The sequence below is a fragment of the Bordetella genomosp. 13 genome (assembly GCF_007679965.1).
In the GTDB taxonomy this organism is placed as follows: Bacteria; Pseudomonadota; Gammaproteobacteria; order Burkholderiales; family Burkholderiaceae_B; genus Bordetella.
On record NZ_VEHL01000003.1, the window covers coordinates 281,611 to 295,292 of the forward strand.

The 13,682-nt window shown below is 68.1% G+C and carries 10 protein-coding genes; 7 read left to right on the forward strand and 3 right to left on the reverse strand.

Annotated features, from left to right (window positions below):
• Nucleotides 1-79: 79 nt before the first annotated feature.
• Nucleotides 80-1,804, forward strand: coding sequence for a tannase/feruloyl esterase family alpha/beta hydrolase (locus FS845_RS09965; RefSeq protein WP_144633746.1), 1,725 nt, complete (start codon nt 80-82; stop codon nt 1,802-1,804).
• A 67-nt stretch (nt 1,805-1,871) separates the two neighbouring features.
• Here the strand turns inward: FS845_RS09965 and FS845_RS09970 are convergent, their stop codons facing one another.
• Together FS845_RS09970 and FS845_RS09975 are read right to left on the reverse strand one after the other, a co-directional pair.
• A complete protein-coding gene (locus FS845_RS09970) occupies nt 1,872-2,819 on the reverse strand; it encodes an arginase family protein (protein ID WP_409929283.1) in 948 nt (315 codons plus the stop codon).
• Nucleotides 2,820-2,902: 83 nt separating this feature from the next.
• Nucleotides 2,903-3,907, reverse strand: coding sequence for a Bug family tripartite tricarboxylate transporter substrate binding protein (locus FS845_RS09975; RefSeq protein ID WP_144633752.1), 1,005 nt, complete (start codon nt 3,905-3,907; stop codon nt 2,903-2,905).
• Between the two features lie 185 nt (nt 3,908-4,092).
• Here FS845_RS09975 and FS845_RS09980 point away from each other — a divergent pair, with 185 nt between their 5' ends.
• Both FS845_RS09980 and FS845_RS09985 read left to right on the forward strand, forming a co-directional pair.
• Nucleotides 4,093-5,016 (forward strand): LysR family transcriptional regulator, encoded by a 924-nt coding sequence (locus tag FS845_RS09980; RefSeq protein WP_144633755.1) that lies wholly within the window; start codon nt 4,093-4,095, stop codon nt 5,014-5,016.
• Between the two features lie 97 nt (nt 5,017-5,113).
• Entirely contained in the window at nt 5,114-5,782 is a 669-nt protein-coding gene (locus tag FS845_RS09985; RefSeq protein WP_144633758.1) for a glutathione S-transferase family protein, read from the forward strand.
• Between the two features lie 45 nt (nt 5,783-5,827).
• Here FS845_RS09985 and FS845_RS09990 read toward each other — a convergent pair whose 3' ends face one another.
• Nucleotides 5,828-6,733 (reverse strand): LysR family transcriptional regulator, encoded by a 906-nt coding sequence (locus FS845_RS09990; RefSeq protein ID WP_144633761.1) that lies wholly within the window; start codon nt 6,731-6,733, stop codon nt 5,828-5,830.
• A gap of 246 nt (nt 6,734-6,979) precedes the next feature.
• Between FS845_RS09990 and FS845_RS09995 the strand changes: the two genes are divergently transcribed.
• The 4 genes from FS845_RS09995 (at nt 6,980) to FS845_RS10010 (ending at nt 13,641) form a co-directional block, all read left to right on the forward strand.
• Nucleotides 6,980-7,756 (forward strand): alpha/beta fold hydrolase, encoded by a 777-nt coding sequence (locus tag FS845_RS09995; RefSeq protein WP_144633764.1) that lies wholly within the window; start codon nt 6,980-6,982, stop codon nt 7,754-7,756.
• A gap of 176 nt (nt 7,757-7,932) precedes the next feature.
• Nucleotides 7,933-8,490, forward strand: a complete 558-nt coding sequence (locus FS845_RS10000; RefSeq protein ID WP_144633767.1) for a sigma-70 family RNA polymerase sigma factor — start codon at nt 7,933-7,935, stop codon at nt 8,488-8,490.
• Between the two features lie 4 nt (nt 8,491-8,494).
• On the forward strand, nt 8,495-9,166 hold the full coding sequence (locus FS845_RS10005; protein ID WP_144633770.1) for an NrsF family protein: 672 nt from the start codon (nt 8,495-8,497) through the stop codon (nt 9,164-9,166).
• A gap of 197 nt (nt 9,167-9,363) precedes the next feature.
• A complete protein-coding gene (locus tag FS845_RS10010; protein ID WP_144633773.1) occupies nt 9,364-13,641 on the forward strand; it encodes a PAS domain S-box protein in 4,278 nt (1,425 codons plus the stop codon).
• Nucleotides 13,642-13,682: the final 41 nt, after the last annotated feature.

Here is a 13,682-nt window from a genome sequence, read left to right on the forward strand (position 1 = left end):
CGTCATTGCGCCCAGCATAGTCCCAGGCGGCGACACGTCCGCCGCCCGCGGACGATACCAAGACAAGGAGGAGACAGCGATGAAAGAGCCCTATGCCATTGGAAGACCCCTGTTGTGGGGATGCGTGATCGCCACGGCGGCGGTGCTGGCCGCCTGCGGTGGCCACGACGACGACGATGACGACGCCCCCCCGGATGAGGGCGTCGCGACGCTGAGCTGCGCGGAGCTGGCCGGGTTCAGCATTCCCGCGTCGGCCATTGGCTTGCCGACGGCCGGCGCCAGCGTGTCGAGCGCGACGCCCGTCGCGGCCGCCGGTACGGGCGCGGCCATGGTGCCGGCGCATTGCCTGGTGGCGGGCACCATCGCGCCGGTCAGTCCGGCGGCGTCGGCCATCCGGTTCAACGTGGCATTGCCGGTGAACTGGAACGGGAAGGCAGTGATGTTCGGCGGTGGAGGCTTCAATGGATCGATTCCGAATGTCCGGGGCAATGTGCCGGCGGGCCCGATCGACCAGCCCACGCCCATCGGCCGCGGCTATGCGACCTTTGCCAGCGACTCGGGCCACCAGGCCAACGAATACGGCTCGCAGGACGGGACCTGGGGGCTGAACGACGAAGCGGTGGACAATTTCGGCGGCGACGCCCTGAAGAAGACGCGCGATGCGGCGATGCAGATCATCAAGGCGCACTACGCGGCAAGCCCGCAGCGCACGTACTTCGCGGGCGGCTCGACGGGCGGGCGCGAAGCGCTGGCGTCCATCCAGCGCTGGCCGACCGACTGGGATGGCGCGATCGCCTGGTATCCGGCGTGGAACGACGCCGCGGCCCTGCTGGGCGGGCATCGCGCGAGCCGCGCGCTGTCCCTGCCGGGCGCCTATCCGAACACGCCGAAACGCAAGCTGGTGTACCAGGCGGCCGTCGAGGCCTGCGACGCGCTCGATGGCGTACAGGACGGCCTCATCAGCGACCAGGGCCAATGCAATGCGCAGTTCGATCCGATGACGGCCACGGTGGGCGGCGCGCCGCTGCGCTGTGCCGGCGGGGCGGATACCGGCGATACCTGCCTGTCCGATGCGCAGATCCAGGCACTGCAGGCCATGAATACCGACACGGTGTTCAACTTTGCGCTGGCCAGCGGCGAGACGCACTATCCGGGCTACAACGTGTGGGGCGCGGATCTGGGCATCACCAGCAACCTGTCGCCGCTGCAGCCGGTGGTGACGTCGCTGGCGCTGGGAACCACTCAGCCGGTCATTCCGATGCCGCGCACGGCGCCGTATATCAGTGTGCTGGTGGACCAGTGGATCAAGTATTCGGTCACCCGCGATCCCTCGTTCGACTCCCTGCAGCTGGACCCGGAAAACCCCGGGCCATGGGGCCCGCGCATCAGCGAGCTCAGCCGCAAGCTGGACACCTCGACCGACATCTCGGCCTTCGCTGCGCGTGGCGGCAAGCTGCTGCTGGCGCATGGCCAGTCGGACGTGCTGGTCAGCACGCGGGCCACGGAGGAGTACTACCGGCGGCTGCAAAGCCAGCTGGGCGCCGAGCGGGTCGCGTCCTTCGCGCGGTACTACGAGGTGCCCGGCTATGGCCATGCCGCCAGCACGACCTTCAACGCCGCCTGGGATTCGCTGACGGCGCTGGAGCAATGGGTCGAACAGGGCACGAGCCCCGCCAACCAGGTGGTCGCGGACACCGCCGGCGTGCCCGGGCGCACGCGGCCGCTGTGCGATTACCCGCAATGGCCGCGATACAAGGGTTCGGGCGATCCCAACCTGGCTGCGTCGTTCGCCTGCGCGCAGTAGCGTAGGGCGTTCTCGCGAAGGCAAGGGAGAAGGCGCCGCGGCGCCTTCTTTCATTGCGCCGCGACAGCTATACCGCCTTGCGATACCCCGGATACCGCGCTGCGAAGTCGGGCACCGGGTCGGGATGGTCCAGCCCGAAACGCTTGCAAAGCAGCACCAGGGTTTCATATGCCAGCGCCCCGGCCAGCGCGGCCGCGGCGCCGTTGACGTCGTGCGGCGGACTGACCGTGTTGATGTCCACCGCCACGATGTTCAGTCCAGCCATCTCGCGCACGAAGGCGATCGCTTCGCGCGCCGACAGGCCGCCCCAGCTGGGCGCGCACACCCCGGGCGCGGCGGAGGGGTCGATGCAGTCCATGTCCAGGCAGAAGTAGACCGGCGCGTCGCCGACCTGCGCCTTCACCTCGGCCAGCGTGGCGGCGATGCCTTGGGTCAGCAGCTGGTTCTGCGGGATGACCTGGTAGCCGAGGAACGTGGCATGCGGAATCACGTGCTGCGTGAACGTGGTGCCGCGCATGCCGATGTGGAAGGCGCGGCTCATGTCGAGCAGGCCTTCCAGGGCGGCATGGGTGAACTGCGTGCCGGCGTTGTACTCGTTGCCCGGCACGAACGGATTGGTGTCGGCATGGGAGTCCAGGTGGACGAGAGCCAGCCCCGGATGGCGCTTGCCGACGGCGCGCACCGCGGGCAGCGACACGCTGCCGTCGCCGCCGAAGGTGATGGGCACCGCGCCGGCATCCGCGATGGCGCCGACGGCCTGTTCGATGGCGTCGAAGGCCGCGTGGATCTGGCTGGGCACCAGTTTCACGTTGCCGCAGTCCACCAGGCCCAGGCGCGCCAGCGGGTTGTAGTCGGCCAGTTCGGGGTTGAAGGTGCGCATCAGCCGCGATTGCTCGCGGACGGACTGCGGGCCCTGTCGGCCGCCGATGCGGAATGGATGCGTGCCGCAGTCGAACGGCAGGCCCAGGATGGCGGCGCGGCTGCCTTCCAACTGGCGTACGTGCGGCACGCCCATGAAGCTGAGGGGGGCGTCGCACAGGGCCGACAGTTCGCCGGTCGGGCGGGTCGCGGAGGGATGATTCATGTTGCGTGTCTCCTTTACTCGATGACGATGCCGCTTTTCTTGACGACGTCTTTCCAGTGCGTGAAGTCGCGCTGGATGGTCTGCCCGAAGGCCTGCGGGGTAGTCAGGCCCGGCACGACGCTCAGGACCTCGAACTGCTTCAGGATGGCGGGATCCTGCAGCGCCTTGCCGAGCGCCGCGTTCAGCTTGCTGGTGGCATCCGCCGGCATGCCCTTGGGGCCCAGCACGCCCCACCACGTCTCGAAGGTCATCGCGGGCATGCCGGCGTCCTTGAAGGTGGGCACGCCGGGAAAGGCCGCGAGCGGTTGCGGCGCCGTCATGGCCAGCACCTTCAGCTTGCCCGACGCCACGAAGGGCTGCGCCGATGCGTAGGAGGAGAACGATGCGTCCACCGTGCCCGCCACCGTGTCGGTCATCGCCGGCGCGGAGCCGCGATAGGGGATGTGGTTGAGCTTGACGTTCGCCTCTTTCATCATGACTTCGAACAGCAGGTGCGAGAGGGTTCCGGCGCCGGCGCTGGCCGCGCTGAGCTGGCCCGGCCTGGCGCGCGCGGCGTCGAGGAAGGCCTGCAGGCTGTCGTAGCGGCCGACCGGCACATACAGGAACGACGGCGACGTGCCGACGATGGCGACGGGCGCGAAATCGTCGACGGGGTCGTAGGGCACGCGCGGGTTGGCGGCCGGGTTGACCACGAAGGGGCCGTCCGCCAGCAGCAGGGTATAGCCGTCGTTGTTCGACCGGGCGACGTAGGCGGTGCCGATGGCGGTGGCGGCGCCCGACTTGTTGACGACCACGAACGACTGCTTGAGCGTTTCGCCGAGCGACTTGGCCAGCAGGCGGGCGATCACGTCCGAACTGCCGCCGGCCGGGTAGGGCACGATCAGTTCGACCGGCTTGTCCCGGGGCCAGTCGGAGGCCTGGGCGGGTCCGGACAGGGTGGCGGCGACGGCCAGGACCGCGGCAAAAAGGGCGCGCAGGGCGGGTCGGCGCGGGCTGGGCGGCGCATCGGAGCGGTTCATGTCGGTTTCCCCTGGAATATAGAAAGTATCGTTGGATGCCGGCTCGGTCCGAGAGCATTGGCCGGCATGGACAGTGTAGGGATACCGGTTCAAGCAAACCACTAAGGATCCGCTTAGATACCTATAGGTTTACTTATGGATTTTCACCATAATGGTGCGAATTCAAATCCAGCAAGGGAACCGCCATGCGCCTGCGGCATCTCGAGGTCTTCCACGCCGTGATGGTCTGCGGCACGCTGAGCGCCGCGGCGCGCATGCTGAACATGACCCAGCCTGCCGTCACGCAGGCCGTCAACAGCCTGCAATTGCAGTTGGGATACAGCCTCTTCCAGCGCATCAAGGGCCGGCTGGCGCCCACGCCGGAAGCCCTGGCGCTGGCGGCGGAAGTCGAGAAGCTGCATGGCCAGCTGGAGGCCGTGAAGCACCTGGCGCTGAACCTGCGCCAGAGCGGCCACGAACGATTGCGCGTGCTGGCCGCGCCCGCGCTGGCCATGGAACTGGTGCCTTCCGCCATGCAGACGCTGCTGCAGGCGCATCCGCAGGCCCAGGTCACGGTCAAGACGGGGTACTCCAGCCAGATCCTGGCAGGCCTCGCGCTGCGCAAGGCCGACATCGGGCTGGTCTTTCACACGCCGCAGGCGTATCCGCTGATCCACCAGGAAACCATAGGCTCCACCACCCTGGTGTGCGTCGTTCCGCTCGGGCATGGGCTGGCCGGCCGGACGAGCCTGGATCTCGAGGCATTGAGCGGCCAGACCGTGTTCGTGCCCGAACGCCAGCACCCCCTGGGCGCGATGCTGGCGCTGCGCTGCGCCGACCATGGCGTGGATACGTCGCGGCACATGGCGGTGGAGCAGACCCACGTGTCCCTGCAGCTTGCCGCGTCGGGACTGGGCCTGGCCGTGGTGGACAGCCTGACCGCCGGCAGCGCCGATCCCAGGCGCGTCGGCGTGCTGCCTTTCACCCTGGAGATGGCCAGCCCGATCTGCGTGGCGTTCTCGGAAAACAGCACGCACCCGCACCTGGCGTTCCGCTTCGCGCGCGCGGCGCAGCGGGCATTGTCGGAGCGGGCCGCCATCCTTCCCGCGGCATATTCCCGGCTTGAATAAATGTCATGCCCTGCCGGATGCTTCTGCCGCGAAGGTCGGGCGCCTATCTTTCGTTCTGGCCACGATCCGTGGCGCTACTTCCACGAAAGGTACAGATATGACCATCAAGATTCATGGCGACCTGGGCTCGGGCAGCCTACGCCGCGTCATTGTCGCTGCAAGAATCATGGGCATCGACGTCGAGCGCGTGAACGTCGATCTCTTCAACGGCGAGAGCCATACGCCGGAATTCCTGAAACTCAATCCCCACGGGCTGACGCCGGTGCTGCAGGACGGCGACACGATCATCTGGGAAGCGTCGGCGATCAACCTCTACCTGGCCGAGAAGGCCGGCTCGCCGCTGCTGGGCAGGAACGCGGCCGAACGCTACGAGGTCCTGCAGTGGATGTTCTGGTCCGGCGAACAGTGGCGCGTCTTCTCGACGCTGCTCTTCAACCAGCGCGTCGCCGGGCGCGCGATGGGGCGCGGCGAGGATGTCTCGATCGTCAGTCTCCTGCTCGAGAACATTCGGGCAGCATCGTCGGTGCTCGACGCCCATCTCGCGAACCGGACGTTCATCGTCGGCGACGCGCTCACGCTGGCGGACATCGATATCGCGGCGCCATTCTCCCAGGTTCACCGGACCAAGGCGCCTTTCGCCGAATTCCCGAATCTCTGGGCGTGGCAGCAGCGCCTGCTGGAGACGGTTCCGGCATGGGCGGACACCCGGCGTGATCTGGATGCGCGGATGGACACGTTCATGAGCGCCCTCGGCACCACCTTCTGAGGCCGATCCGCGCGGCGTCTCGCAGAGCGTCAGGGGGCTTCTGGTTCAGCGCACGCCGTATCGCGTCGCCGCCAACTGTTCCTCGACGAAGGCGATGAAGGCGCGGGCCTTCGGGCTGGCGCGGCGCGCCCCGCCCGGCAACACCACCCACAGGTCCAGGGGCGGCATGCTCCAGCCGGCAAGGACCTCGACGAGCTGGCCGCCGTCCAGCTCGTCCTGGATGATCCACTCGCTGGCGACGGCCACGCCCAGGCCGGCCAGCACCGCGGCTCGGAGCCCCTCCAATGCACTGACGCGCAGCCTGGGCCGAAGCACGACCTCGGCCGAGGCGTCGCCGTTGGCAAAGGCGATGCGGTCGCCGCCTTCGTCGCGAGACAGGACGATGGCCGCGTGCCCGGCGAGATCGCTCGGCGCGTTGGGCATGCCGTGTTTCTCCAGGTACCCGGGCGTGGCGACGACGATGCGGCGGCATTGGCCTATCTTGCGCGCCGTCAGGTTGGAGCTCGCCAGCTTGCCCATGCGCAGGGCGACTTCGGCGCCTTCCTCCACGAGGCCGATGTTTCCATCGTCCAGCAGCAGGTCGATGGACAGGCCGGGATGTTGCGCCATGAAGATGGGCAACTTTGGAATGATGTGCTGCCGCATGAACGTGATGGTGCTACTGACACGCAGCCTGCCCGTCAGCGGTGCGTCCGCGCCTTTGACCGACTTCACGGCCAGGTCGGCGTCTTCCAGCGTACGGGCCGCATGCTCGTAGAAGTGATGCCCGGCATCGGTCGGCGTGAGGCCGCGCGTCGAGCGCAGGAAAAGTTGGACGCCGAGCTCCTGCTCGAGCTGCGCCATGGCCTTGGAGACCGAAGGCTGGCCCAGGTTCAGGCCCTTGGCTGCCGCGCTGAACGAACGGGTCTCGTAGACACGCACGAACGATCGCATGGCGCTGAGCAGGTCCATCGGTATTCGATCCCGGCATATGAAGAAGGGGATCGGCAAGCATACCCGTATTGACGGGACTGAATCCCCAGGTGATGCCGTCAGTGGCGGGTAATGGGCGGGTATGACGCGATTGATGGTTCGAGCTCGGACCCGCGCGACGGGGCGCGGCTGCCGCGAAAAAAATTTTCCGCCGACGTAACAACACGCACCGCCCCGACGAATAGTCCTCATGAAGCATCCCGCTTCTTCCTCAGGAGGACTCCCATGAAAGCACTGATTTCCACCGTTGCGCTGGCCTTTGGCCTGTCTTTCGCTGCCGCCAGCGGCGCCGCCTCCGCCCAGCCCCCGGCTCCCGTCCAGGCGAAGAACGTCGTCCTGGTCCACGGCGCCTGGGCCGATGGCTCCAGCTGGGCCGACGTCATTCCCTATCTCCAAGCCGCGGGGCTGAAGGTCATCTCGGTCCAGAACCCACTGACGTCGCTGTCCGACGACGTCGCGGCGACGCAGCGCGCCCTGGCCATGGTGGACGGGCCCACGGTGCTGGCCGGACACTCGTACGCAGGCACCGTCATCACCGAAGCCGGCGGCGATCCGAAGGTCACCGGCCTGGTCTACGTCGCCGCGCGCGCGCCGGATGCCGGCGAAGACTTCGTCGCGCTGTCCGCCAAGTTTCCGACGATGCCGGTCCGTGCCGGCGTGAAGGAGAAGAACGGGTTCTCAACCATCGAAGAGGACGCGTTCCTGCGTTACTTCGCCAACGGCGTCCCCGCCGGGAAGGCAAAGACGCTCTACGCCGTGCAGCAGCCGATCGCCGCGACGCTGTTCGGCGGCAAGACCACGACCGCCGCATGGCACACCAAGCCGTCCTGGTACGCGGTCTCGAAAGACGACACCACGACGGCGCCCGACCTGCAGCGATTCCTGGCGAAACGCATGAACGCGACGACGGTCGAACTGGAGTCGGGCCATCTCTCGCTGGTCTCGCATCCGAAAGAGATCGCGGACCTGATCCTGGCGGCTGCGGGCAAGCCGGCGCGTTGAAGGCGGATGCGTGCAGAGCGCCTGGTCGACCTCCGCTCCGTTTCCGTGCCGCGCACCGGCCGCCCGGGCGCAGTGCTACGCTGGCCGTCCTGGAACGGCGGCGGGGTCCGGCCGTAGGTCGGCCACGCTGATGGGCAAGGCACCCATGACGCGAGGATAAGGACGGGGCATTCGGCGTGGAATCGCAGAGTCAGGAAAGTGCTTGGGCGGCGGCCGTGCGCAAGGGGCGGGCGGGCGATCGCCTGGCGTACGAACAGTTCCTTCAAGACCTGTCGGCGTACCTGCGCCGGATCGTCCGGTATCGATTGCGCACGTTCGGGCTGGATCCCGCCGAGGCCGAGGACGTGGTGCAGGAGATCCTGATCGCGATCCATACCCGGCGCGACCAGTGGCATGCCGAGCGACCGCTCATGCCGTGGCTGGACGCGATCGCGCGCTACAAGATCATCGATGCCGCGCGGCGCCTGCGCAAGGACGCGCGGGGCAGGGTGGACTTCGACGATGCGCAGTGGTCGGCGCTGCCCGCCTCGGGCCAGCACGATCCGGCGATGCACGTCGACGTGGAACGCATGCTTTCGGAGCTGCCGCCGGCGCAGCAGTCGGTTGCCCGCGCCATCGGCGTGGACGGCGCATCGCCAAGCGAAGCGGCTGACCGGCTGGGCATGAAAGAAGGCGCCGTCAGGGTGGCGTTCCACCGGGCGTTGAAGAGACTGATGGCGATGGCCAAGGATTGAAGACATGGCGAACACGAAAGAAGAAGCGGAAGTCATGCGGACGGACGCGCTGATCCAGCGCCTGTCCAGCGAGGCCGGACAGGCCCCCACGACATCTCATGCCGCCATGCCGTTCGGCCGGGCGCTCGGATTGGGCTTGGCGCTGGCGTTGGTGGCGGCGCTGCTGGTGGTGATCGGCCTGTCGGAGATACGGACGGACCTGCCGGCGATACTGCCGACGTGGGTGTTCCAGTTCAAGGTCGTGGCGATGGTCTCGATCATCCTGGGCGGCATCAGTCTGGTGCGTGCGGCGGGGATCCCGGGCGCGCCCGTACGGCCCGTGCGGGCGTTGCTGCCGGGGATCCTGTTCCTGCTGGCGGGCCTGCTGCTCGACCGTACGGGGTTTCCGCTGCTGGGCGTACAGCAGTTCTCCGCCGCGCGCTGCGTGGCCGTCATCGTCGCGGCGTCGCTGCCCGGCCTCGCCCTCATCCTGGCGGGATTGCGCCGAGGCATTCCCACGCGGCTTTCTTCCGCCGGCGCGGTGGCCGGCATCCTGGCCGGTTCGCTGGCGGCGTTGGTGTACACGGTCGCCTGCGTCAACGACGGGACGGCTTTCGTCGCCATCTGGTATGTCGTCGCGATCTCGATCACCGCGGCGGCGGGGGCCATTGCGGGGCGGCACGCATTGGCCTGGTGAGCCCCGGTGGACGCGTTGCAGGCATTCAATCTACTAGTTGGTTGGGGTTCTGTCAATGCTGCTCGCGGCGGCCTGACGGCGCTGCCGGACAGGCCGGCCGGTTCGCCCATGAGCAGTCCTGGCACGCCGCATGCGGATTGCCTGCCTCGTGCAATCTTCGCACCGGCGTGCCGGGAGCCTTTGTGTCCGATCCACCAGTGAACGAAAGTGAAGCACCGCTCCACCTCCTGACCGGGGGCGAGATGCGGGCGCGCATCCAGGCGCACGATTGGTCGCATACGCCGCTGGGCTCACCGTCTGCATGGCCGCGCAGCCTGTCGTCCGCCATCGAGATCATGCTGGGTTCGCGCCATCCGACGCTGGTATGGTGGGGGCCGGATCTCGTCCAGTTGTACAACGACGCCTGCGTCCCGCTGCTGGGCTCGCGGCATCCGTGGGATCTTGGCCAGCCCGCCGCCCATTGCTGGGCAGATGCCTGGGCGGTCTTTGGCAGGCAGGCCGACGCGGTGATGGACGAAGGCGTGTCCTCCAGGATCGAGCGGTTCGAGATGGCGATGACGCGCAACGGCTTTCCCGAAGAGGTCTACATGACCTTCTCGTACGGTCCCGTACTTGACGACGCCGGCTCGATCCGCGGGGTGTTCTGCACCGGCGTCGAAGAGACGCCGCGGGTGCTCGGGGACCGACGCCTGGCGATGGTGGCAGCGCTGGGCGATCGGACGGCAAAGGCGCGGACGACGGGGCAGGCGTGCGATGCGGTGGCCGCTGTGCTGGCCGATAATCCGCGTGACTTGCCGTTTGCGCTTCTGTACCTGCTGGATGAGGGACAGCAGACCGCTCGCCTGGCGGCGATGACGGGCATCGAGCGGCCGGTGCCTGCCGACCTGGTGCGCGTCGAGCCGGGCGAGAGGGCGGCCTGGCCTTTCCGCGAGGTGTCCGCCCGGGGCGTTCCCGTCCATGTCGACGCTCTCCGATCACGCCCAGTCATGGCCTGCAAAGGCGCGTGGCCGGAGCCCCCGCGAGACGCGCTCGTCCTGCCGTTGGCGCGGACCGCAAGCGACGGGCTCGCCGGGTTTCTCGTTGCCGGCATCAGTCCGCGGCTGGTGTTCGACGACAGCTACCGAACTTTCCTCGGTCTGCTCGCGCGCCAGATCGCGACCGCGCTGGGCGCGGTCGCGCCATCGACGGAGGCGACGGCGGCCAGCGCGCGGGCGTTCGAACGGGAAGCGGTGCAATGGTTGCCGGGGCCGTCTTCCAAGTCCGCCTTTCGCGGCGGCGAACACAACAAGTATCGCGCGCTGTTCCAAGCCATGGGGCAAGGCTATTGCGAGCTGGAGCTCGTGCGCGACGCGCAGGGCCGTGCGGTCGACTTGCTCTGCCTCGAATTCAATCCGACCTTCGAACGCCTGTCGGGCATCCCCGTGGTGCAGGCAGAAGGCCGCCGTGCAAGCGATGTGTTGGCCGACCTCGATCCCATCTGGACGCAGACGTTCGGCAGGGTGGCCGCCACGGGAAAGCCCGAACGGATCGAGTATGAAATGGCATCGCTTCGCCGCTGGTTCGAAGTGTTCGCCTATCCGCGCGGCGGCGACCGTGTCGTCGTCCTGTACGACGAGATCACCGACCGCAAGCGCGCGGAGACGGTGCTTCGCCAGAACGAGGAGCGGCAGGCATTCCTGCTCAGGCTCAGCGACGCGATGCGCGCGCAGGACGATCCCGACGCCATCGGGCGCGTCGCCACCCGCCTGCTGGCCGAACAGTTGCAGGTCGACCGCTGCTACATCTGCCGCTTTTCCCGCGAAGCGGGCACGGCGTGGATCGGCCCCGAATATCACGACGGCGGCATCGCTCCCGCCCGCGGCGCATATCGGTTCGCGGATTTCCCCGAATCGATGCGCACGCTGGAAACCGGGGGCCTGGTCGTCGAAGATCTGCGCAGCGACAGCGCGCTGTCCGACCGGGACAAGCAGTCGATCGCCACGATGGGCATGAACGCCGTGCTCGTCGCCGCGCTGCGCAAGGTGGAACGGGACTTCGTCTGGGCGATGGCCGCGGGAGATTCGAACGAACGCCGCTGGACGGACCATGACCGCGTATTGCTCAACGAGACCGCCGAGCGGGTATGGGCAGCGACCGAGCGGGCGTGTGCGCAGGCCGCGGCGCTCGAAGCGCAGGCGCGGTACCTGGCCTTGTTCAATTCGATCGACCAGGGCTTCTGCATCATCGAAATGAAGTTCGACGAGCACGACCGGCCCGTCGATTACCGCTTCCTCGAGGTAAGCCCCTCGTTCGAGCGGCAGGCAGGCATCGTTGACGGGGCGGGGCGCTGGATGCGCAACGTCGCCCCGGAGCACGAACAGTTCTGGTTCGATGTGTACGGACGCGTCGCGCGTAGCGGCGAGTCGGTCAGGTTCGAGGACTACTCGACGCCACTGGGCCGCTGGTGGAGCGTCTATGCGTTCAAGGTCGAGGGGCCGAACCGGGTGGCCGTTCTCTTCGATGACATCACGCAGCGCCAGCGCGATGCCGACGCGCTGCGGGTCAGCAAGTCCCACCTCGAGTCGGAACTGAAACGACTGACCCTGCTGCATGCGCTGTCCAACCGGTCGGTGACCGAGGAAAGGCTTCCGGCGCTGTTCGAGGAAATCCTGGCCACCGCGGTCGCGATCATGGAGGCCGACGCCGGCACGGTGCAGGCGTACAGTCCCGCGTCACATTCGCTCGAACTGCTGGTGACGCAAGGCGTCGAGGGCAGGATGGCTGACCTTTTCCGCCGGATCGACGGCGCCAGCAACACCGCGTGCGGTATCGCCCTGAGGACCGGCGCGCGCACCTTCGTGGACTTCGACCGCCAGGAAACGGACGAGGCCCACAGGATGCACGTCGAGGCCGGCCTGCGTTCGGCCCAGGCGACACCGCTGCTGGCTCGCGACGGCACGCCGATCGGCATGATAAACACCCACTGGCGCGCCTCTGGCCACCGGCCCAGCGCGGACCAGCTGCGTTTCCTGGACCTGCTGGCGCGGCAGGCGGCCGACCTGATCGAGCAGCGGCGGGCCGACGAGAGACTGCGCGACAGTGAAGAGCGGCTTCGGCAATTCGGGGAGGCTTCGTCAGACGTGCTGTGGGTCAGGGGCGCCGTGCGCCTGCAGTGGGAATACCTGAGCCCCGCTTTCGAGGCGATCTACGGGGTGCCGGTCGCGCAGGCGCTGGCCGGCGACAACATGGGCAACTGGCTCAGCCTGGTCGTCGAGGAAGACCGCCAGCGCGCGCTGGCATGCATCGAGCGCGCGCGCGCCGGCGAATACGTCGCCTTCGAGTATCGCATTCGCCGGCCCGACGGCAACGTGCGCTGGCTGCGCGACACCGACTTCCCCATGCGCGGGCCAGGCGGCGAGGTCGCGCGCATCGGCGGCGTCGGGCAGGACGTGACGGAGCGCAAGGCTGCCGAGATCGCCTTGCGGGACCGCGAGGCGCGATTGAAGACCATCATGGAGACCGCGCGCGATTATGCGATCCTCACGCTGGACGCGGACGGGCGGGTGAACGGCTGGTGGGCGGGCGCCGAGGCCGCGTTCGGCTACCGTGCCGACGAGATCATCGGACGGGATGGCGGGCTGCTGTGGACCGAAGAGGACCTGCGGCGCGGCGAGGACCGGAAGGAGCGCGCCGTGGCGCGGGACCAGGGGCGCGCGCCCGACGTGCGGTGGCATGTCCGCAAGGACGGCAGCCGCGTGTTCATCGAGGGAATGGTCACGCCGCTGCCGGGCCCGGAAGGACAGGTCTCGGGCTATCTCAAGGTCGGCCGCGACATGACGGAGCGCCATGCCACGGACGAGCGGCAGCATGTGCTGGTCGCCGAGCTTCAGCACCGGACGCGCAACCTCATGGGCGTTGTCCGCTCGGTCGCGGACAAGACGGCGCGCGCCAGTGTCGACCTCGATGATTTCCGCGAGCGTTTCCGGGATCGGCTGGAAGCGCTCGCGCGGGTGCAGGGCCTGTTGTCCCGGCTGAACGACTACGACCGCGTCGCCTTCGACGAATTGATCGAAGCCGAACTGGCGGCGATGAGCGGCTCGGTCGACCGGGTCAGGCTCAGCGGCCCTCGCGGTGTGCGTCTTCGCTCTTCCGCAGTGCAGACCCTTGCGATGGCGCTGCACGAACTGGCGACGAACGCCGTCAAGTACGGGGCGTTGGGCCAGCCGGGTGCGCGTCTGGCGGTGACGTGGTCTCTGAGGGCCAGGGAGCAGGGCGGCCCGCCCTGGCTGCACATCGACTGGAGGGAAACCGGGGTCGCCATGCCCGCGGCGGGAGCGGACCCGCGCGGCGGCGGGCAGGGCCGCGAATTGATCGAGCGGGCGCTGCCATACCAGCTGGGCGCCGAGACCACGTACGAACTGGGCGAGGACGGTGTTCATTGCACCATCCTGATACCGATTTCGGCGACGCCGCCGCGGGATGCCGGAGGTGCGTGAACGACGGCTGCCGGATGGCCAATGACGGGGGCGGTGGAATC